25 protein-coding genes are annotated in these 23,402 nt (G+C 72.5%); 5 read left to right on the top strand and 20 right to left on the bottom strand.

Annotated elements, in window-relative coordinates:
• Positions 1 to 9: 9 nt before the first annotated feature.
• From OG767_RS03930 to OG767_RS03905, 6 genes are read right to left on the bottom strand one after another with little or no spacing between them, the layout of a single operon-like run.
• Positions 10 to 2,382, bottom strand: a complete 2,373-nt coding sequence (locus OG767_RS03930; RefSeq protein ID WP_405092192.1) for a glycoside hydrolase family 65 protein — start codon at positions 2,380 to 2,382, stop codon at positions 10 to 12.
• Positions 2,379 to 3,131, bottom strand: coding sequence for an HAD family hydrolase (locus tag OG767_RS03925; RefSeq protein WP_405092191.1), 753 nt, complete (start codon positions 3,129 to 3,131; stop codon positions 2,379 to 2,381). Before OG767_RS03925 ends, OG767_RS03930 begins: the two co-directional genes overlap by 4 nt.
• A gap of 47 nt (positions 3,132 to 3,178) precedes the next feature.
• Positions 3,179 to 3,646 carry a DUF4442 domain-containing protein gene (locus OG767_RS03920; protein WP_107154791.1) on the bottom strand — a complete coding sequence of 156 codons (468 nt, stop codon included), beginning with the start codon at positions 3,644 to 3,646 and terminating at the stop codon, positions 3,179 to 3,181.
• A gap of 53 nt (positions 3,647 to 3,699) precedes the next feature.
• Positions 3,700 to 4,764, bottom strand: coding sequence for an ABC transporter permease (locus tag OG767_RS03915; protein WP_405092189.1), 1,065 nt, complete (start codon positions 4,762 to 4,764; stop codon positions 3,700 to 3,702).
• Positions 4,761 to 5,669, bottom strand: a complete 909-nt coding sequence (locus OG767_RS03910) for an ABC transporter ATP-binding protein (protein ID WP_405092187.1) — start codon at positions 5,667 to 5,669, stop codon at positions 4,761 to 4,763. Before OG767_RS03910 ends, OG767_RS03915 begins: the two co-directional genes overlap by 4 nt.
• Positions 5,666 to 6,070, bottom strand: a complete 405-nt coding sequence (locus OG767_RS03905) for a GntR family transcriptional regulator (protein WP_281943375.1) — start codon at positions 6,068 to 6,070, stop codon at positions 5,666 to 5,668. Before OG767_RS03905 ends, OG767_RS03910 begins: the two co-directional genes overlap by 4 nt.
• Before the next feature lie 109 nt (positions 6,071 to 6,179).
• On the opposite strand from OG767_RS03905, the gene OG767_RS03900 reads away from it, so the two are divergent.
• A complete protein-coding gene (locus OG767_RS03900) occupies positions 6,180 to 6,704 on the top strand; it encodes a hypothetical protein (protein WP_405092186.1) in 525 nt (174 codons plus the stop codon).
• A 15-nt stretch (positions 6,705 to 6,719) separates the two neighbouring features.
• Positions 6,720 to 7,259, top strand: a complete 540-nt coding sequence (locus OG767_RS03895; RefSeq protein WP_405092185.1) for an AAA family ATPase — start codon at positions 6,720 to 6,722, stop codon at positions 7,257 to 7,259.
• A 7-nt stretch (positions 7,260 to 7,266) separates the two neighbouring features.
• On the opposite strand, the gene OG767_RS03890 is transcribed toward OG767_RS03895, so the two are convergent.
• Complete coding sequence (locus tag OG767_RS03890; protein ID WP_405092183.1) at positions 7,267 to 7,455, bottom strand: DUF397 domain-containing protein; 189 nt, start codon at positions 7,453 to 7,455, stop codon at positions 7,267 to 7,269.
• Entirely contained in the window at positions 7,446 to 8,246 is an 801-nt protein-coding gene (locus OG767_RS03885) for a Scr1 family TA system antitoxin-like transcriptional regulator (RefSeq protein WP_405092182.1), read from the bottom strand. Before OG767_RS03885 ends, OG767_RS03890 begins: the two co-directional genes overlap by 10 nt.
• A 212-nt stretch (positions 8,247 to 8,458) precedes the next feature.
• On the opposite strand from OG767_RS03885, the gene OG767_RS03880 reads away from it, so the two are divergent.
• Both OG767_RS03880 and OG767_RS03875 read left to right on the top strand, forming a co-directional pair.
• On the top strand, positions 8,459 to 8,686 hold the full coding sequence (locus tag OG767_RS03880; RefSeq protein WP_405094126.1) for a hypothetical protein: 228 nt from the start codon (positions 8,459 to 8,461) through the stop codon (positions 8,684 to 8,686).
• A 29-nt stretch (positions 8,687 to 8,715) separates the two neighbouring features.
• Complete coding sequence (locus OG767_RS03875) at positions 8,716 to 9,186, top strand: MarR family transcriptional regulator (RefSeq protein ID WP_405092181.1); 471 nt, start codon at positions 8,716 to 8,718, stop codon at positions 9,184 to 9,186.
• An 11-nt stretch (positions 9,187 to 9,197) separates the two neighbouring features.
• Here the strand turns inward: OG767_RS03875 and OG767_RS03870 are convergent, their stop codons facing one another.
• The 8 genes from OG767_RS03870 to OG767_RS03835 all read right to left on the bottom strand — a co-directional run bounded on the left by OG767_RS03870 (position 9,198) and on the right by OG767_RS03835 (position 19,767).
• Positions 9,198 to 10,478 carry an MFS transporter gene (locus OG767_RS03870; protein WP_405092180.1) on the bottom strand — a complete coding sequence of 427 codons (1,281 nt, stop codon included), beginning with the start codon at positions 10,476 to 10,478 and terminating at the stop codon, positions 9,198 to 9,200.
• Positions 10,478 to 11,053 (bottom strand): winged helix-turn-helix domain-containing protein, encoded by a 576-nt coding sequence (locus tag OG767_RS03865; protein WP_405092179.1) that lies wholly within the window; start codon positions 11,051 to 11,053, stop codon positions 10,478 to 10,480. Before OG767_RS03865 ends, OG767_RS03870 begins: the two co-directional genes overlap by 1 nt.
• Positions 11,054 to 11,156: 103 nt before the next feature.
• On the bottom strand, positions 11,157 to 12,467 hold the full coding sequence (locus tag OG767_RS03860; protein WP_405092178.1) for an ABC transporter ATP-binding protein: 1,311 nt from the start codon (positions 12,465 to 12,467) through the stop codon (positions 11,157 to 11,159).
• Between the two features lie 104 nt (positions 12,468 to 12,571).
• Complete coding sequence (locus OG767_RS03855; RefSeq protein ID WP_405092177.1) at positions 12,572 to 14,761, bottom strand: CDP-glycerol glycerophosphotransferase family protein; 2,190 nt, start codon at positions 14,759 to 14,761, stop codon at positions 12,572 to 12,574.
• Between the two features lie 16 nt (positions 14,762 to 14,777).
• Positions 14,778 to 16,763: a DUF5941 domain-containing protein gene (locus OG767_RS03850; RefSeq protein ID WP_405092176.1), complete on the bottom strand. Its 1,986-nt coding sequence runs from the start codon at positions 16,761 to 16,763 to the stop codon at positions 14,778 to 14,780.
• On the bottom strand, positions 16,760 to 17,503 hold the full coding sequence (locus OG767_RS03845; RefSeq protein WP_107154781.1) for an ABC transporter ATP-binding protein: 744 nt from the start codon (positions 17,501 to 17,503) through the stop codon (positions 16,760 to 16,762). The genes OG767_RS03850 and OG767_RS03845 overlap by 4 nt, the downstream gene beginning before the upstream one ends.
• A complete protein-coding gene (locus tag OG767_RS03840; protein WP_405092175.1) occupies positions 17,504 to 18,331 on the bottom strand; it encodes an ABC transporter permease in 828 nt (275 codons plus the stop codon). It abuts the gene before it with no gap.
• Between the two features lie 65 nt (positions 18,332 to 18,396).
• The gene (locus OG767_RS03835; RefSeq protein WP_405092174.1) at positions 18,397 to 19,767 is read right to left on the bottom strand and encodes an L-serine ammonia-lyase; all 1,371 of its coding nucleotides are present in this window, start codon (positions 19,765 to 19,767) and stop codon (positions 18,397 to 18,399) included.
• A 388-nt stretch (positions 19,768 to 20,155) separates the two neighbouring features.
• On the opposite strand from OG767_RS03835, the gene OG767_RS03830 reads away from it, so the two are divergent.
• Entirely contained in the window at positions 20,156 to 20,359 is a 204-nt protein-coding gene (locus OG767_RS03830) for a PspC domain-containing protein (protein WP_281943400.1), read from the top strand.
• Positions 20,360 to 20,410: 51 nt separating this feature from the next.
• Here the strand turns inward: OG767_RS03830 and OG767_RS03825 are convergent, their stop codons facing one another.
• The 4 genes from OG767_RS03825 to OG767_RS03810 form a co-directional block, all read right to left on the bottom strand.
• On the bottom strand, positions 20,411 to 21,175 hold the full coding sequence (locus tag OG767_RS03825) for a DUF4230 domain-containing protein (protein ID WP_405092173.1): 765 nt from the start codon (positions 21,173 to 21,175) through the stop codon (positions 20,411 to 20,413).
• A gap of 99 nt (positions 21,176 to 21,274) precedes the next feature.
• Complete coding sequence (locus OG767_RS03820; protein WP_357294646.1) at positions 21,275 to 22,435, bottom strand: acyl-CoA dehydrogenase family protein; 1,161 nt, start codon at positions 22,433 to 22,435, stop codon at positions 21,275 to 21,277.
• A 4-nt stretch (positions 22,436 to 22,439) separates the two neighbouring features.
• The gene (locus OG767_RS03815) at positions 22,440 to 22,745 is read right to left on the bottom strand and encodes a type II toxin-antitoxin system VapB family antitoxin (protein ID WP_107154773.1); all 306 of its coding nucleotides are present in this window, start codon (positions 22,743 to 22,745) and stop codon (positions 22,440 to 22,442) included.
• A 54-nt stretch (positions 22,746 to 22,799) separates the two neighbouring features.
• Positions 22,800 to 23,402: a nitroreductase family protein gene (locus OG767_RS03810; RefSeq protein WP_281943405.1), complete on the bottom strand. Its 603-nt coding sequence runs from the start codon at positions 23,400 to 23,402 to the stop codon at positions 22,800 to 22,802.

The following is a 23,402-nucleotide window of genomic DNA, read 5'->3' as shown; positions in this document are numbered from 1 at the left end:
CGCGCGGCCTCAGCCGGCGTGCTCCGGCAGGTGCATCAGCGGCGCCCGACCCGGCGGCTGCTCCGGCTGCGACCCGGACGGGTGCGCCGGCGGCACCGGCACGGTGACCGGCCGGGCACAGGTGACCCGCAGCGGCTCGCCGTGGTGCAGCAGGTCCAACACCGTGTCCGGGCCCCCGTTGCGCAGCGAGTACGTGGTCTGGTGCAGTCGGACGTCGACCCGCAGCCGCATCGACCGCCACTGCAACGAGAACTCCAGGCGGCTGAGCCGGCTGGAGAGCCGGGGCGTGAAGGACAGCGTCCCGTCGTGGTCGCGCAGCCCGCCGAAGCCGGCAACCAACGCGATCCAGGCGCCGGCCAGGGACGCCATGTGCACGCCGTCGCGGGTGTTCTCGTTCAGGTCGTGCAGGTCCATCAGCGCGGCCTCGCGCAGGTAGCGGTGGGCCAGCTCGGGGAAGCCCACCTCGGCCGCCAGCACCGCCTGCGTGCAGGCGCTCAGCGACGAGTCCCGGACGGTACGGCGCTCGTAGTAGGTGAAGTTGCGCAGCTTCTCGGCGGCGCTGAACGCGTCGCCCCGCCAGTGCATGGCCAGCACCAGGTCGGCCTGCTTCACCACCTGCTTGCGGTACAGGTCGAAGTACGGGTAGTGCAGCAGCAGCGGGTACTTCTCCGGCGGCGTGTGCTCGAAGTCCCACTCCTGCAACCGGGTGAAGCCCTCCACCTGCTCGTGCACGTCGATGTCCGAGTCGTACGGGACGTGCATGTCGTTCGCGGCGTCCCGCCAAGCGGCCGACTCCTCCTCGGTGACGCCGAGGTCCATGGCCTGGTCGCGGTAGCGCATCGCGCAGTCGGCGGCGGTGAGCAGGTTCCGCTGCGCCATCAGGTTGGTGTAGACGTTGTCGTTCTTCACCGCGGTGTACTCGTCCGGGCCGGTCACCCCGTCGATGTGGAACCGGCCGGCCCGGTCGTGGTGGCCGAGCGAGCGCCACAGCCGCGCGGTCTCGACGAGCAGTTCCAACCCGATCTCGCGTTCCAGCGCCTCGTCGCCGGTGACCAGCACGTAGCGGCGCAACGCGTCGGCGACGTCGGCGGCGATGTGGAACGCGGCGGTCCCGGCCGGCCAGTACGCCGACGACTCCGGCCCCTCGATGGTGCGCCACGGGAACGCCGCGCCTTCGAGGTTCAACGTGCGGGCCCGCTCCTGCGCCTGGACCATGGTGTCGTAGCGCCACTGCAACGCGTGCTTCACTGCGCCCGGCTGGGTGTAGGTGAGCACCGGCAGCACGAACATCTCGGTGTCCCAGAACGCGTGGCCGTCGTACCCGGGGCCGGTGAGGCCCTTGGCGGAGATGGGCCGCCGTTCCGCGCGGGCGCCGGCCTGGAGCACGTGGAAGAGACCGAAGCGGACGGCCTGCTGCACCTCCGGGTCGCCCTCGACCCGGACGTCGGCGGCGTCCCAGAACGCGTCCAGGTATTCCCGCTGTGCCCGGCGCAGGCCGTCCCAGCCGTCGAGCCGGGCCGCGGCCAGCGCGGCGCCGACCTGGTCACGCAGCGCCGGCAGGGACCGTCGGCTGGACCAGCCGTACGTCAGGTACTTGACCACCCGCAGCTTCTCACCGGGCTGGAGCACGCAGCCGACGGTGGTGCGGACCCAGTCCTCGTACCCCTCGGACCCGATGGTGGTGCGTTCCGGGCCGTGCACGTCGTGGCCCATGGCGGCGGCGACCCGCAGGCCGCTGACCTTGGTGCGGTGGATGAGCAGGCCGCCGTCGTCGGTGGTCAGCTCCTCCTCGGCCTGCAACGGCGATTCGAGTACGGCGGCCACCCGCGGGTCACGGCTCTGCGGCGGCAGCGACTCGTTCGCCACCAGCTCGGACTGGAGGATCAGTCGAAGCGGCCCGCCGACCGCCTCCACCTCGTAGTCGATCATGGCGACCGAGCGCTGGGTGAACGACACCAGCCGGGTGCTGCGGACCTTGACCTCGCGGCCGGCCGGGGAGCGCCAGTGCACCTCCCGCTGGAGCGTGCCGGCGCGCAGGTCGAGCACCCGCTCGTGGGCGATCAGCTCGCCGTAGCGGACGTCGAGCGGTTCGTCGTCGACGAGCAGCCGGATCAGCTTGCCGTTGGTGACGTTGACGATGGTCTGCCCGGACTCGGGGAAGCCGAAGCCGGCCTCCGCGTAGGGCAGCGGACGCAGCTCGTAGAACGAGTTCAGGTAGGTGCCGGGCAGGCCGTGCGGTTCGCCCTCGTCGAGGTTGCCGCGCAGCCCGATGTGGCCGTTGGAGAGCGCGAGCACGGACTCGGACTGGGCCAGCACGTCCATGTCGAGGCGGACCTCGCGGACGTGCCAGGGCTCGACCGGGTACGACCGTTCCCGGATCACCGGGCCGACTCCGTGGTCAGCAGCTCGGCGAGGTCGGTGACCACCACGTCGGCGCCGTGCGCGCGCAGCTCGTCGGCCTGGCCGACCCGGTCCACGCCGATCACGTACCCGAAGCCGCCGGCCCGCCCGGCGGCCACCCCGGCGAGCGCGTCCTCGAAGACGGCTGCCTGCGCCGGCTCGACGCCGAGCATCCGCGCGCCTTCCAGAAACGTGTCCGGGTGCGGTTTGCCCTGCAACCCGCGTTGCCGGGCGACCACGCCGTCGACCCGCGCCTCCAGCCACCGGTCCAGCCCGGCGGCGTGCACCACGGCCTCGCAGTTGGCGCTGGCCGAGACGACCGCCCGGCGCAGCCCGGCCGCGGTGGCGGCCTCCAGGTAGCGCACCGAGCCGTCGTAGACCTCGACGCCGTCGTGGGCGATGCGCTGGAGCAGGACGACGTTCTTGCGGTTGCCGACGCCGTTGACGGTGTCGGCGTCCGGCGGGTCGTCGGGGGTGCCCTCGGGCAGCGTGATGCCACGGGAGGCCAGGAACGATCGCACCCCGTCGGCGCGCGGTTTTCCGTCCACGTACCGGTTGTAGTCCGGTCCGGGGTCGAATGGGCGGAACGGCTCGCCGGTTTCGGCGGACCGGCGTCGCAGGAGCGCGTCGAACGTCTCGGCCCAGGCGGCGTTGTGCACCTTGGCGGTCTGCGTCAGCACCCCGTCCAGATCGAAGAGACACGCGGTCACGTGCGCGGGTAGGCCCAGCATTGCCTGAATCTATCCAGGCGGCTCCCCGGGCAAACCCGCTTCGCGTGTCAGCGGTTCGGGCGCAGCGTCCAGGTCACGGTGAGCGCCGAGGTGACGGTGCCGTCCTCGGTGCCGATCTCGACCTCGACGTCGAACTCGGGCCGCTGCCCGGCGGCCAGCTCGGCCAGCACGTCGGCGGGCGGGCGGGCGAGCCGCGCCGTCGCCAGCACCGGCCCCATCGCCACCTTGCGGTAGCCGATGGTGGCGGTCACGGCGAGCGGTACGGCCCGGTCGAGCACCTGCCCGAACGCGGCGAGCACGACCGCGCCGGAGGCGGTCTCGCCGAGCGTGAACATGGCGCCGGCGTGCGGGCCGCCCACGTGGTTGTGGTGCGCCGGGTCGTCGGGGAGCCGGACCACGGCGCGGACCCCGCCGTCGGCCTCGGGCGCCACCTCGACGATCTCGATGCCGAGCGTACGGGCGAACGGCACGGCTTCGAGGAGACCGGCCGCCACCTGGCGAGAGTCGATGGTCATGCCCGAACGCTACTCGTCGGTAACTTTCCGGGCAAGCAGCAACCTGGCCCGGTTCAGCCCGCGCTGAGATCGGTGCGGCGGACGATCCACCAGACGGCGAGGAGCGCCACCGCGGCCAGCCCCAGGTAGCCGCCGGCGACGATCAGGTGGAAGTCGGGGATCCGGCTGCCCGGCTGATAGAGCAGGTGCTGCTCCAGACCGTGCTCAGTGAAGCAGGTGAGCGTCCGGCCGCTGCCGTTGTCGGGCGGGCAGAGGCGTTGCAGCTCGACGCCGGTCAGCTCGCGCCCGGAGGCGTCGTACGCGCCGGACGGCCCGTCGATCCCGTAGTCGATCATGCCGCCGTCGACGACCAGGGCGTTGTCGCGCAGCACGTCGAGGTTCGGCCCGCCGATGGGACGGTGTGCGGACAACGGCGTCATCAGCGTGGGATAGCGCCACTGGACGAGGTAGGTCAGTCCGACGAAGCCCACGATCACGCCGAACACGGCGGGGAGCGTGCGCCTGAGCACCGCGCCGAGGGCGACCCCGATCGCGAACCAGCAGAGGCTGATCACGACCGGCACCATCGCGGTGTTCAGGAACGGCCCGTACTCGAACAGGCTCACCGGCGCCACCCGCGCCTGGAGTCGTTCAAGATGGTCACTGACGCCACCGACGGCCGAGGTCACGGCGGCCACGAACAGGCCGAGCATCGCCAGCTTGCTCCACAGCCACCGCTGCGGGGAGACGTCCTGACTCCAGGCCAGCAGCAGGGTGCGCTGCTCGTGTTCCCGGGTCAGCACCGGCACGCCGACGAACACGCCGATCAGCAGCGGCATCCACTGCACCACCCGGGACAGGGCCGCCACGGCCAGCACCAGGGGCGAGGACCCGCCGAGCCGTCGGCCCTGCGGGGAGTCCTCCGGGCAGAACGTCTCATGGCACTGGTGCCACAGGCTCGTCAGCTCCACGGACAGCCAGGTCATCCCACCCACCAGGGCCGCGGCCAGGACCAGCGTGCCGATCAGGGTCCACCGGTGCTGACGCCAGGTCAGCCAGAGCAGACCGCGTACGCCCCCGGCGTACCCGAGGTCGTCCCGGCGGTTCGGGTGGGCGGACACGTCGGTGACCAGGCTCATGCGGCTGCCTTCCGCTCGTGCGACGCCCTGGACGACGCCTTGAGATGGGTCAGGATCAACTCGTCGAGGGTGATGGGCTGGGCGGTCCAGCCGGGGGCCACGACGGCGTGCGCCGTCGGTGGCGCCGCCTGCCGGACGACGAAGGTGGACTGGCGTTCGGTGTGCTGGGCCTGGACGATCGTGCCCGGGCCGGGCGGCTGGTCCGCCCGGGGCCCGGTCAGCCGGAGATGACTGTCGAGCAACTCCTCGACGTCGCCGGCGAGGACCGGTCGGCCTTCGTCGAGCAGCAGCAGGTGGTCACCGACGCCACTGAGTTCGGCGATGATGTGGGTCGACAGCACGACCGTCATGTCGGCGTCGGCGGCCTCCGCCATGAGTTCGCCGGTCACCTCCGTGCGGGCCACCGGGTCCAGGTTCGCGAGGGGTTCGTCCAGCAGCAGCACGGCCGGGCGGGAGCCCAGCGCGACGGCCAGCGCGACCTGGGCCCGCTGCCCGCCGGAGAGCCGGCCGCAGCGACGGTCCAGCGGGATGTCGAAGCGCCGCAGCCACGACAGCGCACGCTGCTGGTCCCACACGCGGTTCGTCGCCCGGCCGAAGCGGAGCATCTCCGACACGGTGAAGTCGCGGTAGAGCGGCTTGTCCTGGGCCAGGATCGCGACCCTGCTCCCGCCGTCGGTGGAACCGCCCCGGGTCACCGGCCGGCCGTGCACCAGCAGCGTGCCGCTGGTGGCCGCCAGCGTGCCGGCGATGATGCTCAGCAACGTCGACTTGCCCGCGCCGTTCGCGCCGACCAACGCGACGATGCGGTTCGCCGGCAATTGGAAGGCGCACTCCCGCAGCGCCCACACGCTGCCGTAACGCCGGCTCAGCCCACGTGCCTCGACGGCGAGCGGCTGGCCGCTCACGCGGCACCCTCCCGCTTCTGGCGCGTGGAGTTCTCCACGATCACCGAGGCGAGCAGCGCCTGGACGTCCTCGTCCTCCAGGCCGGCCTCCCGGGCCTGGCCGAGCCACCGGGCGAGGCTGCTCCGCAGGCGGGCCATCACATGAGGGTCGGTGGAGCCGAGCGTCCCGCTGACGAAGGTGCCCGCCCCCTGCCGCGCCTCCACCAGACCGGACAGCTCCAGCTCCCGGTATGCCTTGAGCACGGTGGTCGGGTTGACCGTGCACGCGGTCACCACGCTGCGCACGGTGGGGAGTTGGTCCCCGGGTTGCAGCGTCCCGATCCGCAGCCCTTCGCGGACCTGCCGCACCAGTTGGGCGTAGGCGGGGACGCTGCTGGACCGGTCGACATGAAAGTTGATCACCTGGTGAGCCCCTTCACGATTGTTATGGTTAAGTAGAACACCAGTCAATCAGCATGGCAAGACGCCTCCGGCGTTTCACCGGCTGCCGGCTCCGGGTAGCCAGTGGCGCATGAACCGCGATCTCGCCCGAGGGCTGACGGTGGCCTGGGGGCTGCCGGAGTTCCGCGACGGCCTGCGTCACCTCGTCGACCTCGACGAGGTGACCGTGCTGCTGGCCGCGCTGTCCGACCCGGACCGGGACGGCGAGGTCGAGCGGAGCCTGCTGGGTCTGCTGCGGTCCGGACTGGCGACGACCGAGGTCCGGGAGGCGGTGTTGCTGCTGCTGGAGCGCGACACGGTCCGCCGGCCACTGGTCGCCGCGGCGGTCGAGCCGCTCGCGGACCGACCGGCCCGGGCCACCGCCATCACGTCGGCGACCGAGGACCCCGCGGTACGCCGCGAGGTGCGCACGATGCTGGACAGCGCGGACGTGCGCGAGCTGATCTGGCAGGCGGTCGACCGCCAGGTGAGCGACGACCGGTTCGGTCTGATCCGCCGGGCGGCCGTGCTGTTCGTCCGCCATCCGAGCGCCCGGCGCCTCGCGTGGGCGCTCCGCCGGCACGGCGTGCTCCGCGAACTACGCCGCCAGGCGTGATCATTGAGTGTGGCGATGACGAGGCGACCGACGCTGTATCTGACCGTGGGGCTCCCCTGCACCGGCAAGACCACCGCCGCTCGGCGCATCGAACGGGAACGGCAGGCGCTTCGTCTCACGAAGGACGAGTGGGTCAAAGCCCTGTACGGGCCCGAGAACCCGTCATCGGCTCAGGACGTGATCGAGGGACGGCTCATCCAGATCGGCCTGCGCGCGCTCGAACTCGGCACCAACGTCGTGCTCGACTTCGGCCTCTGGAGTCGGGACGAGCGCTCCGCGCTACGGCAGGCCGCGGCGGACCTCGGCGCGACGGTGGAGCTGCACTACTTCGCACTCACCGCCGCCGAGCAGCGCCGGCGACGCGACCTGCGGCAGGCCGAGGCGCCGCACACGACGTGGCCCATGACCGACGAGGAACTCGCCGGGTGGGCCGCCACCATCGAGATCCCCACACCTGGCGAACTCGACGGCAGCGAACCCGTCGACGCCCCACCGGCCGGGTTCGCGAGCTGGGACGAGTGGCGCACGCGTCGCTGGCCGCCGTCGGTCGCCTGACGCCCGGTCAGGCGCGCCTGGTGTGGGCGACGAACGCCGCCCAGCTCGCCGGCGTGAACGTCAGCGCCGGCCCCTGCCGGTCCTTGCTGTCGCGGACCCCGACCACGCCGGGCAGATTGTCCGCCACCTCGACGCAGTTGCCGCCGTTGCCGCTGCTGCGGGCGCTCGTGCGCCAGGTCGCGCCGGTCAGCTCCATCGGTTCGCCGCCTCCGAGATCGCCGCCAGGGTCGCCCCGTGCGGCATCGCCTCCGCGCGGACGGACTCCCAGGTCTGCCGCAGGGAGTTCACGTCCGCCGTCCGTTCCACGATTGTGCCGTGCATCTGGTTGTCGAGATAGCCCACGTCGTCGCCGTCGGCCGGGGTGGCGAGCACGAACGCGCCGTTGAGCCCCGGGTACGCGCCCACCGTCTCCGGCACCACGTGCAGGTGCACCCGGGTCCGGCGGCCCATCTCGACCAGGTGCGCCAACTGCTCCCGCATCACCTTCGGGCCGCCGACCGGGCGGGTCAGCACCGAGTGGTCGAACACGGCCACGAGCTGCGGCGGCGCGGGCTGATCCAGCACCGCCTGCCGGGCCAGGCGCGCGGCCACCTGCTGCTCCAGCGCCTCGCCGATGAACTGCGCGGCCCCCTCGTAGAGCGCGCGGGCGTACTCCTCGGTCTGCAACAGGCCCGGAATCACCAACGGCTCGTAACTGCGCAGCGCGGTCGCCTCCTGCTCGATGCCCACCCACTCGCGGAACCACGGCAACAGCGACTCCTGCACCAGCGCGGCCCGGATGCGGACCAGCAGGCCACCGGCGTCGAGCACCTCGTCGCAGCGCTCGGTGAACTCGGCCCGCGGCGCGCGGCGGCACTGCTCGACGGCCGCCACCAGCGACGCCGAATAGCTCACCCGCTCGCCCAACGCCTCCTGCGTCAGCCCGGCCTCGGCACGGAGCCGGCGCAGCTCACCGGCGAACAGCTCCCACAACGCCATACGGATCATCTGCACACCTCTGCACACGGCTGCACACGGAAGACGGCCGGTCGGACGGCCCGGACGGTGGGGGTGGAACGCCTTCCGACCCTAGCGACGCGGTGACGACACTGTCACGCAGCGGAGCCGAACTCGTCCGTTACCCGCTATCGACAGGAGCGCCCGTGACCAATCAACGCCCGTACCCCCGGCATGCCGCGCCGCACACACCGCTGCGTCCGATGTGGTGCTGCCGGGCGTGCGGCCAGCAGTGGCCCTGCCCGACCGCCCGCCTGCTGCTCAAGAGCGAGTACGCGGACAACAACGTCAGCCTGTCGCTCTACCTGTGCGGGCTGTTCTACGAGGCGACCCGCGACCTCTACCGGCTGAACCCGGCCGGCGCCCCGGACCCCGCCGACATGTTCGCCCGCTTCGTCGCCTGGGGCGTCAGGCGTGAACCCTTGAGCTGAAGCCGGGTGGAGGTTCTACCGTCGATCCCATGACGACGCCGCAGTCGACCGACGCCGAACTGGCCGGCCAGCCCGCCGCCTACTGGACCGGCGTGGCCTACGAGTCACTCATCGCCTTCACCCGCGCCCGGCACGCCGAACTCGGCTTCACGCAGCCGCAGTTCTGGCTGCTGCGCAACCTCTCCCCGAACGACCTGCTGCCACAGGGCGGCGGACTGACCGTCGCCGAGCTACGGCAGGCGATGCGCTCCTACCTGCGAGCCGAGGACGACCTGGACGCCGAGTCGCGGGTGCTGCTGGAGCGCGGCTGGCTGGCCCGCGACAAGGGCGGACGGCTGTCGATCACCGAGGCCGGCGAGGCCGCCCGCCTCGACCTCAAGCGGCACGCGCCGGCGATCCGTGCCCGCATCCACGAGGGCATCGACGACGCAGACTACGTCACGACGCTGAAGGTGCTCCACCGGATGATCAGGAACACCGGCGGCTCCGTACCGGCCTGAGGCGCGTCTGGTTACGTCGTCACATCGGCCGGACGCCGATCCGGCACCTTCGTTGTCGGCCGGTCGAGGCGCAGGGCCGCGGTGAAGGTGACCGCGCCGAGAGCGGCCAGGGCGGCGATCCCGGCGAAGACCGGACGCAGCCCGCTGAACTGCAACGCCGGCCCGGCAGCGGTGTAGCCGACGAACGCCGCCAGGTTCTCGGTGGTCGTCACCGCGGTCATCACGTGCGGTCGGAGGGGCGCCGGGGCGCGTACGGTGGCGCGCGTGTTGATGGTCGCCGCCAGCACCGGCGTGGCCAGCCCGACCAGGAACAGCGCACCTGCCACCACGAACACCTGATCGACGAGCAGCAGCCACAGCGGGGCGCACTGCAACAGCGCGGCGGCGGTGAGCGCGGATCTGGTCATCCGCCCCAGGCCGGCGACGGCCGCCAGGCTGCCGATGACGAGGCCGGCGCCGTTCGCCGAGGTGAGCAGCCCCAACGTCCGGGGGTCGCCACCCAACTCCTCCCGGACCAGCACCTGGAGGCAGATGAACACGGCGGGAATCGAGAGGGTCACGAACGTCTGGGCGAGCACGAAGAGCCGCAGCGCCGGATGGCGCAGCGCGTAGCGCAGGCCCGCGAGGGTGGTGCCCCGCCCACCCGCCCGATCGGCGACCCGCTGCGCGCTGGACACGGCGGCGCGGTGCGCGCCGGACGCGGCGGTCGCGGCCGGTCGGACGAAGGCGATCAGGATGAGGTACGAGACGAGGTAGGTGCCGGCGTCGATCCAGAGCACCTGGACCGGGCCGAGCAGGGCGATGAGCAGGCCGCCGAGCGCGGGGCCGGCGAGGGCGGCGATCCGGGTCGCGCCGTCGATCAGGCCGTTGGCCCGGGCCAGCAGTTTCTCGTCGCGGCCACGCGCCGGGCCGAGCAGGTCGGGCAGGATGAGCCGCTGCGAGGAGACGTAGGGAGCGGTGAACGCGCCGAGGCTGAACGAGACGACCAGCAGGGCCGGCAGGCTCAGCCAGTCCGCCTGGTGCAGCAGCGGGATGAGCGCCATCAGCGGTACGCGCGCGGCGTCACAGATCAGCATGGTGCGGCGCACCCCGAGCCGGGCCACCACCCGACCGCTGGGCAGGCCCAGGCTCACCACGCCGAGGAACTCCGCGGCCAGCACGGCGCTCATCCGCACCGGCGAACCGGTGGTCACCAGCACGAACCACGGCAGCGCCAGCAGGGTGAGCCAGGAACCGAAGGTGGAGAGCAGCTTCGCCGCGAACAGGGCGAACAATCCGGGCGTACGCAGCATCAGTTCGGGCCGTCGGGGCTCGGGACGGCGTACCCGAAGAAGGCGACGCGGCGGGCGCGGGCGCTGCGCGGCCGGGCGGCGGCGGTGTACTCGCCGACGACCGCCTTGATGCGCTCGGTCATCTCGACCAGCTCGTCCGGGTCGAGATGACCGACGTCCTCGCCGACCCACGCCGCTTCCTGCCAGGCGGGGTCGAAGTCGTCCTGGTGACGCTGGTACACCTCCAGCGCGGCGAGCCGCTGCGCGATGAACTGCTCCCGCAGCGCCCGGGACGCGGCCACGAACTCCGGTGATCCGTCGCCGGTCGCGGACCAGGTGATCCCCCGGCTGGTTGCCCGCCAGGGCCGTTCGCGGCCTTCTGCCAACTCGGGTGCCGGCTCGACCAGGCCCCACTTGGCCAACTGGCCGACGTGGTAGCTGACGGACGCCGTGGACTCGCCGGTCCGGTCCGCCAGCTTCCGGCCGGAGGCCGGTCCGTCGACGGTCAGCAGTTCGAGGAGCGTGAGCCGGAGGGGGTGGGCGAGCGCGCGCAGCGCCTGCGGGTCGGTGATCTGCCGCTTCTGCTGGGGTGACATGAAAGCCAACATACCTTGGCCAAGACATCTTGGCTTGCCGGGTGGTGTTAAGCGGGGGCCCCTCCTATGCAGAAAGCGTTAATAGGGGGCCCCTCCTTACACCTCAGCGCCAGCCGACGTCGATGCGGTCGCCGCGCTCGTCGAAGAAGTGCAGCGCGTCCATCCGCACCTGCACCGCCAGCGAATGTCCGGCCGACACCTGCGGGTACGGGGCCAGCCGTACCGCCAGTTCCGCCGGGCGGCGGTGGTGCCGGCCCGGGTCGGGCAGCACGCTGGTGCGGTTGCCAGCGCCGTTCGGCGTCGGCGCCGGCGCGGCGGTCTCCGCGGACCGGCCGGTGAGCCGCTGCACCACCTGGCCGAACCGGCGCAGGCCGCGCTGGCCGGGAGCGGTCCGCTCGACCGGGGTGCCCATCTCGTCGACCACGATCGCGGTCGCGCCGATGTCGAGGAAGGCCAGCGACTCGTGGCCGTGGTGCTCCAGGTAGCGGATCCGGCCGTGCAGCACGTCGCCGGCGGTGTCCGGGGCGACCGGGGTGAGCGCCTCGGCGCGCAGCCCGACCACGATCCGCTCGCCGTGGTAGTGCGCCACCGCGCGGCTGCGGATGTCGTCCCAGGGCAGGTAGAGCGCCTGGTCGCCGAGGTTCAGCGTGACGTACCGGTCGAGGTGGACGTAGACGGACGCCTCCAGCAGGTTCATCCGCGGGCTGCCCAGGAACGCGGCGACGTAGAGCGTGGCCGGTCGCCCGTACACCTGGGTGGGGGTGCCGACGTCCTGGAGCACGCCCTTGCGCATGATGGCCACCCGGTCGGCCATGGTGAGCGCCTCGGCCTGGTCGTGGGTGACGTAGATGGTCGTGACGCCCAGTTCCCGGGTCAGCGCGGAGATCTCGGCCCGCAGCTCGGCGCGCAGCCCGCTGTCCAGGTTGGACAGCGGCTCGTCCATCAGGAACAGGCCGGGCCGCCGGACGATCGCCCGGCCCATCGCCACCCGCTGCCGCTGGCCGCCGGAGAGCTGGCTGGGCTTGCGCGCGAGCACGTCGCCGATGCCGAGCGCGCCCGCCACGTCCTGGATCCGCTCGCCGCGCGGCCCGGGCTCGATGCCGGAGAGCCGCAGCGGGAAGCCGATGTTGTCACCGACGGTCATGTGCGGATAGAGCGCGAAGTCCTGGAAGACCATGGCGATCTTCCGGTCCCGGGGCGGCAGGTCGTTGGCCAGCTCGCCGCCGAGCATGACCGCGCCCGAGGTCGGATCCTCCAGGCCGGCCACCATCCGCAGCACTGTCGACTTGCCGCAGCCCGACGGGCCCAGCAGCACCATGAACTCGCCGTCGTTGACGTCCAGATTTATGTTGTCGACCGCGATCGTTCCGTCCTGGAACACCTTGGTGACATCCTTGAGCGCGACGGTGGTCACCGTCACCTCCCCAGTCGCTCGCCCGAACCCGGGAATGACTGTGACCAGGATCATCGAGTTCGCACATCGGGTAAACGTGCCATGTTCGGCTCGTGACAGTCTTATTACGTGGGTTTGCCGAGGAACACGCGTCGGACCACCCGATCCGCAGCGTGCCCGTCCTCCAGCGCGCAGAACCGGGCCCGGAACGCCGCCCGCGCCCGCTCGGCCGCCCCGCCGTTCACCGCGCCGGAGCGGAAGACGTCCAGCAGCCCGGGGAAGTCCGTCGCGACCGCGCCCGGCGGCTCGGCCAGCAGGTCGAAGTAGACGCCCCGGGCCACCCGGTACGCGTCCCAGTCCGGCGCGTAGACCACGATCGGCCGGTCCAGCACGGCGTAGTCGAACATCGCCGACGAATAGTCGGTGACCAGCACGTCGGCGGCCAGGTAGAGGTCCTCCACCCGCTCGTGGGCGCTGACGTCCAGCACCCCGCCGGCGGCCGGCCCACGCGGCCGTCGCTCCCGGTCGTGGAAGTAGTGGCTGCGCATCAGCAGCCGCCCGGCCGGGCCGAGCACGTCACGCATCCGGTCCGGGTCGAACGGCGGACGCCAGCCGGGCAGGTGCTCGCGGTGCGTCGGCGCGTAGAGCACCACGTACTCGTCCGCGCCGATACCCAGCGCGGCGCGGACCTGGCGGCACTCGTCGGCGGTGGCCCGGGCCAGCCGGTCGTTGCGCGGATAGCCGACCTCCAGCGTGGTGTGGTCGGCCGGGTACGCCCGCTCCCACATCTGGGTGGAGAAGGCGTTCGCGGTGACGCTGTAGTCCCAACGGTCCACCCGGCGCAGCAGGCCGGCGAAGTCCATGCCCATCGCGCCCACCGGATAGCGCTGCTGGTCCAGACCCATCACCTTCACCGGCGTGCCGTGATGGGTCTGCACGTGCACCGAGCCGGGACGCTTACGGACGAAGTCCGGGAAGTTGACGTTGTTGACCAGCCAGTGGGCGCGGGCCAGCACCCGGTGGTACTCCGGGGTGCCGGCGACCACGTACTCCACGCCCGGCGGCAGCGTGGCCACCCGGTCCCGCCGGACGATCCAGACGCCGCGCACCTGCGGGGCGAGCCGGCGGGCGGCCTCGTAGACGGCGGCCGGGTTGCACGCGTACCCCCGGTACCAGTAGGCCGCGTAGACGGCCAGCGTCGGGTCGATCGGGCGGCGCAGCTCGGCCCGGTAGTACTCGCGCAACGCGGTGTCGCGGGCCCGCCGGGCGGTCCGCCGCACCACCGGTGTCACCCGCCGCCGGGCCCGGCCGGCCGACCGCCGGGCGGTTTCCCCGGCCTGGTGGGCACCGCGCAGCGCGCTGAACGTCCGCCACCGGCCGGCCGCCACCAGCCGGTGTTTCAGCCCCTCCACCCCGGGCGGCACCGGATAGCCGCCGGACGGCCGGAAACGCCTGTGGTCCTCGTGCATCTGGGCGAAGAACGGCGCCCGCAGCTCCGGCGCGATCCGCTCCCCGTGGCCGAGCACGGTCAGGTAGTGCCAGATCATCCGCTCGAAGACCGCCGGCCGCAGCCCGTCCACCGCCGGCGCCCACCGGTCCATCAGCCGGAACACGCGGTGCCACTGGGCGAACACCTCGAAGTGCCGGTCGCCCCGGGTCCGGGTGATCGCGCCGGTGCGGCGCTGCCGGTAGTTGAGGCAGACCCGGTCCAGTACGCCGATCCGGTCGGCGGCCATCAGCGCGGGATAGCTGAACGAGACGTCCTCGTACCAGCCGGGCGCGAAGCGCAGCCCGCGCTCGACCAGGAACTCGCGGCGGACCAGCCGGTTCCAGGCGGTGTGCAGCAGCCGCAGCGTCTCCGGCCGGTCCCGCAGCGTGAACGTCTCCGGGCCGGGCGGTTCCGGGAAGACGTCCCGCATGGCGCTGCGCGTGCCGACGAAGTTCCAGTGTGCCCGGACGTGGTCCACGACCAGCACGTCCGGGCGGGTGTCGCGGAGCCGGTCGGCGACGTGCGGCAGGCAGCCGGGCACCAGCCAGTCGTCCCCGTCGACGAACCACACGTACTCGCCGGTGGCCCGGTCCAGCCCGGCGTTACGGGCCGGACCGAGCCCGACGTTGTCGGCGAGCCGCACCGGGTGGACCCGGGGGTCGCGGGCCGCGTACTCGGCCAGGATCTCGCCACTGGCGTCCGGGGAGGCGTCGTCCACCCCGATCACCTCAAGGTCGCCGAACGGCTGGTCGAGGATCGAGTCGAGGCATTCCCGCAGGTAGCCCTGCACCCGGTAGGCCGGCACGACGAAACTGATCAGGGTCATGCCGGCCCGCCCTCCGTCAGCCCGGCGAGCGCACACCCCCACGGGCGCGGGCCGGCAGGACCACCCAGGCGAGGACCACGCTCACGACGAAAACCACGAAAAGGTACGCACCGAGTGTAGCCAGAGCGATACTCGCAATTCCGGCGATCAGCGCGATTGCCAGCACCGCCGAACGCCCCTCCCAGCCCAGCGTGGCGACGTGCAGCGGCGGGGCCGACTGCCGCTTCTCCAGCCGGGCGGTCAGGTCGTAGTGGTGCAGCGTGAGCACCAGGACGTACCCGAAGATCAACCAGGCCGGTGCGCGCCCGGCCACGCCGACCGCGATGGCGAACAGGTACTCGGCGGCCCGCAACGCGGCCGGCACCAGCCAGTCCAGCGCCCCGGCGTGCGGCGTCCGCGCGCCCTGCGCCGCGCCCAGCAGCAGCACCAGCGCGAGGACCGGCGCCCAGATCGGCAGGTCGCCCCCGCCGTGCACCGTGCGCAGTGCCCACACCAGCATCCCGGCCGCGCCGAGCGCGCCGAGCACCGCCAGCAGCAGCGGCCCCCGCGCCGGGGGCAGCGTCCGCACCAGCGGGCCGTCGTCGCGGTGCAGGCCGGTGTCGACGGTGGTCAGCACCGGCACCCGCATCCACCGGGCCCGCAGCGTCCGCAACGCCCCGGTGTACGCGAACGCCAACGTGCCCCAGACCAGCACCGCGCAGAGCGCCACCAGCGGCCCGAACAGCGCGGCGGCCAGCGCGATCAGCGCCCACCGCTCACCGATCGGGAACACCACGGTCCGCTTCAGCCAGTACGACACCGAGCCGGTGTCCGCCTGCACCCTCGTCGACGCGGCGTTCAGCTTCCCGCCGATGCCGCCCGCGTCACCGGACACCACCTTCGGCCGCCGGGCCGCCTCGTCGTGCAGCGCGCCGTACCAGGTGTCGGTCATGTGCCGCACGGTCTGCAACGTCATCGCGGCCAGCGCCAGCGCCCAGCCGTAGCGGAACCCGGCGTGCGTGGCGCCGAACCCGAGACCGGCGTAGACCACGTACTCCTTGAACCGGTCGGCCATCGTGTCCAGCCAGCCGCCCCAGGCGCTGAAGTGCCGGGTGTAGCGGGCCAACTGCCCGTCCACACAGTCCAGCACGAACCCCAGGTAGAGCAGCACCGCGCCGGCCACCAGCGCGGGCCGGCCACCGACGCCGAACAGTACGGCCGCCGCCACCGCGAACGCCACCGAGACCATGGTGACGCCGGTCGGGCCGATCCCGATCCGGGCCGCCGCCTTCGTCACGTACGGCGACCAGGTGCTGACGAAGAACGTGGTGAAGAAGTCGTCCCGCTCCTTCACCGACAGTTTCAGCTCGGCCCGGTCCTCGTCGACGGCCGCCACCTCCGCCTCGGCCGCCGCCCGTCCGGCCGCGTCGCCGACCCGGTGCGCCACGAGCAGGCGTACCCGATGGGCGAAGATCAGGGCGCCCCGGGCGGCGAGCCCGGCCACCAGCCGGTCCACCGCGCCGAGCGGCCCGCCCGGCTCGGTCGCCGAACCGGCCGGTTGCACGCCGGACGCCGCGGGCGCGGCCGGGGCGGTCGCGGACGCCGCGCGGGCCGCGTCGACGAGCGCCGGCAGGTCGGCCGCGCCGACCCGCAGCGCGCCGCCGAACACGCCCGTCGCGTCCGCCGCGTCACCGACCGCGACCACCTGGCCGCGCTCCTCGCGCACCACCGCCTGCCCGGCGGCCGGCGGGTCGGTGAGCACCAACGCCACCGTCGGCCCGACCGGGCTGGTCGCGAGATGCCTGAGTACGGCCGTGTGCGCCACCAGATCGACGCCGCTGACCAGCACCGGGCCGGTCGCGCCGGCCACCAGGTCGGCCATCTCGCCCAGGTCGGCGGCCACCCGCACCTGCGCCGCCCCGGCCCGCCGCCACTGCGCGGCCAGCCGGTCGGCCGGTGGCTCCGCGCCCTCGGTGGCTCCGCCCGCCGCCGGCCCGGCGGCGAGCACGATCGCGAGCGTCACCGCTGCGCCGCGTCGGCGTAGGCCGCCAGCGCCTCGTCGATCGTCCCGTCGACGATCAACCGTCCGGCGTCGAGGTAGAGCCCCCGACGGCAGAACCGGGTGAGGTCCTTGTCGTTGTGTGACACCAGCACCAACGTGCGTCCTTCCGCGAGAAGTCGCTCGATGGTCGCATAGCACTTCGCACGGAACTCCGCGTCCCCGACCGCGGTCACCTCGTCCACCAACAACACCGGGTGCGGCAGGTGCGCGATCACCGCGAAGCCCAACCGCACCTTCATCCCCGACGAGTAGTGCCGCACCGACGTGTCGATGGCGCGTTCCACCTGCTCACCGGCGAACGAGACGATCTCGTCGAAGTGCCGCCGCAGGTACGCCGGGGAGAGCCCGTGCAGCCCGCCCACCAGGTACAGGTTCTCCCGGCCGGTCAGGTCGCCGGAGAACCCGGCGGACAACTCCAGCAGCGGCGCCACCCGGCCGTGCACCGAGATCGTGCCCTCGTCCGGGATGAGCACCCCGGCGATCAACCGCAGCAGCGTGCTCTTGCCGGTGCCGTTGCGCCCCACCACCCCGACCGTCTCGCCCGGCTCGATCCGGAACGACAGGTCCCGCAGCGGCCAGAACCGGCCGGCGTCCGGGTCCCGCGCGCCCCGGTGCACGATCAGCTCCCGCAGCCGCAACTGCCGGCGCCGGTTCCGCACGAACCGGATGCCCAGCCCGTCCGCCTCGATGATCGGCGGCACTCAGAGTTCCTTCAGCACGGCCGGCTCCAAGCGGCGAAACGCCCACCAGCCGAACACCAGCACCAGCCCGCTGACCGCCACCGTCACGGTGAGCAGCCGGGCGTCCGGGAACTCGTCCGGGTACCAGACCGCGTGGTGCAACTGGAAGATCCCGACCAGCGGGTTCAGCTCGTACGCGAGCTTCAGCCAGCCCGGCATGCCGGAGTCCCGGACCAGGTTGAACGGATAGATGATCGGGGTGGCGTAGAACAGCAGCCGGATGACCAGCCGCATGGTCCGCTCGATGTCGCGCATCAGCACGTTGCCCGCCGACAGCAGCAGCGCCAGGCCCACCAGCAGCACGAACTGCACGGCCACCGCCAGCGGCAGGGCGAGCAGGCTCCACCCGGGGTGGATCTTCCCCTGGGCCGCGTAGAGCGCCGCGATGGCGACCAGGATCGGCAGGCCGGCCAGGTACTCGGCGAAGCGGCCGGCGACCCGGCCGATCGGGAAGATCGGCCGGGGCAGGTTCATCGTGGTGATCAGCCGGGCCTGCCCGGTCAGCGCGCCGGCCGCCTCGGTCAGCGCCGAACTGGCCCACATCCAGGCGAAGATCCCGGTGATCAGGAACAGCGGGTACGAGCCGGCCGCCTCGCCCAGGTGCCGCCGGGTCGCGCCGGAGTAGAGCACGCCGAAGACGAACCAGTAGATCAGCCCCATGCCGAGCGGCTCGATGAGCGACCAGAGGTAGCCGAGCACCGACTGCTGGTACTTCACCGCGAGATCCCGCCGGACCAGGATGCGCAGCGAGGTGCGGGCGGACCAGAGCGCCGCGACGCCGGACGTCACCGCACCATCGTCGCGCTGCTTTTCGCGGCACCTCCCGGCTCGGGCACCAGATCACCCCAACGAGGTCAGCACTCGATCACGTTGACCGCGAGCCCGCCCCGCGCCGTCTCCTTGTACTTGACCTTCATGTCCGCGCCGGTCTCCCGCATGGTCTTGATGACCTTGTCCAGGGACACGTGGTGCACGCCGTCACCGCGCAGCGCCAGCCGGGCCGCGGTGATCGCCTTGATGCTGGCCACCGCGTTGCGCTCGATGCACGGGATCTGCACCAGTCCGCCCACCGGGTCGCAGGTCAACCCCAGGTTGTGCTCCATGCCGATCTCGGCGGCGTTCTCCACCTGCTCCGGCGTGCCGCCCAGCGCCTCGGCCAGCCCGGCCGCCGCCATCGAGCACGCCGACCCGACCTCGCCCTGGCAGCCCACCTCCGCGCCGGAGATCGAGGCGTTCTCCTTGAACAGCACGCCGATCGCGCCGGCCGCCAGCAGGAACCGGACCACGCCCTCGTCGGAGGCGCCCGGCACGAACCGGGTGTAGTAGTGCAGCACGGCCGGGATGATCCCGGCGGCGCCGTTCGTCGGCGCGGTCACCACCCGCCCGCCGGCCGCGTTCTCCTCGTTGACCGCCAACGCGAACAACGTCACCCAGTCCATCGCGCGCAGCGGGTCGTCCGCGCCGGTCTCCGCCTCCAGGCCGCGCCGCAGCTCGGCGGCGCGGCGACGGACCTTCAACCCACCCGGGAGTACGCCGTCGCGGGTGCAGCCGCTCTCCACGCACTCCCGCATCACCCGCCAGATGTCCAGCAGCCCGGCGCGGACGTCCGCCTCGCTGCGCCAGGACAGCTCGTTGGCGAGCATCACCTCGCTGATCGACAGGCCGGTCCGGGTGGTGACGTCGAGCAGTTCCGCCCCGGTGAGGAACGGGTGGCGCACCCGGGTGCTGTCCGGCTTGATCCGGTCCGCCCCGGCCGCCGCCTCGTCCACCACGAACCCGCCGCCCACCGAGTAGTAGGTGCGCGCCCGCACCTCGCGCCCGGCCCCGTCGTACGCCGCGAACGTCATTCCGTTCGGGTGGTACGGCAGCGAGCGCCGGCGGTGCAGCACCAGGTCCCGGTCCGGGTCGAAGTCGACCTCCTGGCTGCCCAGCAGGCGCAGCCGCCGCGCGTCCCGGATCCGCGTGATCCGCTCGCCCACGGTGTCGGTGTCGACCGCCTCCGGAGCCTCGCCCTCAAGCCCGAGCAGCACCGCCCGGTCGCTGCCGTGGCCGTGGCCGGTGGCGCCGAGCGAGCCGAACAGCTCCGCCTGCACCCGGGCCACGTCGGCGAGCAGCCCGTCGGCCTTCAGGCCACCCACGAACGTCCGGGCGGCCCGCATCGGCCCGACGGTGTGCGAGCTGGACGGCCCGATACCGACGCTGAAGAGGTCGAAAACACTGATCATGGCTGCACTTTCCTCGCCGTCGTCCCCGTTGTGCGGTTCCGAACCGGTGTCTGCCACGTACCCGCTCGCGGGCCGACGGCGCGGCGCCCGGGGTGGGGGCGCCCGACCGGCGAGCCTACCCGCCCCAGCTCAATACCCGTCCCCACCCCGCCACCACCCCGGCTTGCGCAGATTCACGGAAAGAGTGGCCATCCGCGCGTCGATGGCCACTCTTTCCGTGAATCTGCACCTGCGTCGGGGTGGGGCGGGTGGGTCGGGAGGGGTGCGCGGGGGTATGTACCTACGGGTGCCCGGGTCGCCGATCCTCCTCGGGGCCGAGGGCGCGACGCGCATCGGAGACCTAGCGTGGAATCAGCGCGGCGGATCGCCGCAGAAGTGGGAGACGACGATGAGTCGCAAACTGGTCCGGCCCCGCGAGGGGCGCATGATCGCCGGTGTCTGCGCCGGCCTGGGACGGCGGTTCGGCATGTCGGCCGGCATGGTGCGGCTGCTGTTCCTGCTGTCGCTGCTGCTGCCCGGCACCCAGGTGATCGTCTACCTGATCCTGTGGGTGCTGATGCCGAACGAGGACCGCTACCTCGCCACCCGCTGACCCGCACACGACGACGCGCCCGCCCCGGGAGGGCGGGCGCGTCGTGCGAGGTCAGGGGGCCGTGTAGGTGACTGTCACCTTCTCGTAGCCGAGGGAGCGCAGCAGCCCTTCCAGCATCTTGCGGGTGTTCTCCTGCGCCCGGGCGGCGAGCCCGCTGTCCCGGGCCGCCGCGGTGATCCGGTCCTCGGCCAGCTTGTAGACCTGCTGCTGCCGGTTCGGGTCCCCGGCCACCAGGTCGTTGAGCCGGTTGATCAAGCCGCGCTCCTCGGCGAAGACGTAGCTCTTGTCCATGTCCAGGTCGGTCTCGCCGAGCTGCGGCGCGGGCAGTTTGATCTCGACGGACTTGCCGTCGTCCGAGGCCACCACCGCCCCGTCGGCGATCTTCGCGAAGTCGACGTACGCCTCGACCCGGCCCGCCCCGACGAAGAGTGTGCGCTCGTTGAGCAGGAAGTCCGGCACGTTGCGCCGGTCCTTCTGCACGTCGACCACCACCTGGAAGTTGCCCTCCGCCGCGACGTAGCGGCTCAGGTCACGGATCGACTTGAGCAGCGGCGGCTGACTGCGGTCGGTCTGCTCCTTGGCGAACGGGTTGCGGAATTCCGGCAGCAGGCCGGTCGCCTGCACGCCGAGCAGCACCACCACCGCCAGTGCCGCCGCACCGAGCACCCAGAGCAGGCCGCGCGCGGCCCCGCCGGCCGAGGGCCGGGCGCCCGGCCCGGGCTCGGGCGGGGCGTCCGCCCGGTCGTGCAGGGACTCACTGGTCGGGTATTCCGGGAACTCCCTGGTGGGCTGCTGGGTGTCACCGTCGCGGGCCATCGCCCTCACCGTCCTCGTCCGACACATCGACTGCCAATGACGGTACGGGGACTGTGCGACACTCGCTCGTCGAGTGCCCCGATCGGGTGAAACCGCAGGTCAGGCGAAGGCGGAGAGCCCGGTCAGCCGCTGGCCGATGACGAGCTGGTGGATCTCCGAGGTGCCCTCGTAGGTGAGCACGCTCTCCAGGTTGGCGGCGTGCCGCATGATCGGGTACTCCCCGGAGACGCCGTTCGCGCCGAGGATGGTGCGGCACTGCCGGGCGATGGCCAGCGCCTCCCGGACGTTGTTCAGCTTGCCCACGCTCACCTGCTCGGGCCGCAGCGACCCGGCGTCGGCGAGCCGGCCCAGGTGCAGCGCCAGCAGCAGCCCCTTGTTCCACTCCACCGCCATGTCGGCGAGCTTGGCCTGGGTGAGCTGGAAACCGGCCAGCGGCCGGCCGAACTGGGTGCGGGTGGTCGCGTACGCCAGGGTGGTCTCCAGGCAGTCGCGGGCCGCGCCGAGCGCGCCCCAGACTATGCCGTGCCGGGCCTCGGTCAGGCAGCTCAGCGGCGCCTTCAGCCCGGTCGCCTCGGGCAGTCGCGCATCCGCCGGCAGCCGCACGTCGTCCAGCGTGATCTCGCCGGTCAGCGAGGCCCGCAGGGACATCTTCCGGCGGATCTCCCGCGCGCCCACCCCGGGGGTGTCCATGGGCACGAGGAAACCCCGCACGCCGTCGTCGGTGCGGGCCCAGATCACCGCGACGTCGGCGATCGGCGCGTTGGTGATCCACATCTTGCCGCCGGTGAGGATCCAGTCGTCGCCGTCCCGACGGGCCCGGGTGGCCATCGAGGCCGGGTCGGAGCCGTGGTCCGGCTCGGTCAGCCCGAAGCAGCCGATCGCGTCGCCGGTCGCCATCGCCGGCAGCCAGCGCTGCTTCTGCTCCTCGCTGCCGAAGCGCCAGATCGCGTACATGGCCAGCGAGCCCTGCACCGAGACCAGCGAGCGGACCCCCGAGTCGCCGGCCTCCAGCTCCAGGCAGGCCAGCCCGTACGCGACCGCCGACGCGCCGGCGCAGCCGTACCCGGTCAGGTGCATGCCGAGCAGGCCCAGCTTGCCGAACTCGCGGGCCAGCTCACGGGCCGGCACGTCGCCGTCCTCGTACCAGCCGGCGACGTGCGGGCGGACCCGGTCGGTCACGAGCTGGCGGACGACGGCCCGGATCTGCCGCTCCTCCTCGCTCAGCGAGGCGTCGACGTCGAGCAGGTCGAGCGTGGTCACGTCGTCACTCCCCCTGGTCGCCGAGGACCAGCACCCGGGCATGGATCTGGTTGCGCTGCTGCAACGCCGCGCGCAATGCCCGGTGCAGGCCGTCCTCCAGGTAGAGGCCGCCGTTCCACTGCACCACGTGCGGGAAGAGGTCGCCGTAGAAGGTGGAGTCCTCGGCGAGCAGCTTGTCCAGCGCCAGCTCCCGCTTGGTGGTGATGAGCTCGGCCAGCCGCAGTGGACGCGGTGGGATCTCGGCCCACTGCTTCAGCGTGAAGTTGTGCTCCGGGTAGGGACGCCCGTCCCGGACCGCCCTGAAGATCACCGCGTGCTCTCCTCCCCCAGGCCGGGCTGACGATGTGGCTGCCAGCCTAACCGCTCAGCTCCACCGCCCCCGCCGGACCACATCATCCACCGGGCGCCGCCCCCGGCGCAGCGACGGTGACCGATGGTCGACGGCTCGGTAGCCAACAGTGACAGCGCCGATCGGATGCAGCTCCGGGGGCACCCCGAACGCCTCCCGGTACGCCCCGACGCGCTGCGGCGGGATGCCGAAGAAGCAGGCGCCCAGCCCCTCGTCCACGGCGGTGAGCAGCATCAGCAACGCCGCGAAGCCGGCGTCCACGTACCAGTAGGGCACCGGCCAGCGGTCCTCGGCGCGGTCCGTCCAGCCCTTGTCCGGTTCGGCGTACCGGTCCAGGTAGGCGTCCCGGTTGGCGTGCGGCACCACGATCAGCGGGGCCCGGCGCATCCCGGCCAGCCAGCGTTCCCGACCGCCGCCGTCCGGCGTGGTGGCCGCCCAGAACCGGGCCCGGTCCGCCGGCTCCTCCAGCACCAGGAAGCCCCAGCCCTGCGCGAACCCGGCCGACGGGGCCCGGACCGCGTGCGCGAGCAACCGGTCCACCACCTCGGGCGGGACCGGCCGGTCGGGGTCGTAGTTGCGGACCATCCGGCGACGCCGGACGACCTCGGCGAACTCCAC

The sequence above is a fragment of the Micromonospora sp. NBC_01392 genome, assembly GCF_045040125.1.
Taxonomy (GTDB): Bacteria; Actinomycetota; Actinomycetes; order Mycobacteriales; family Micromonosporaceae; genus Micromonospora.
The sequence above is the reverse complement of the archived record's forward strand: the minus strand, read 5'-3'. Positions and strand labels throughout refer to the sequence as shown.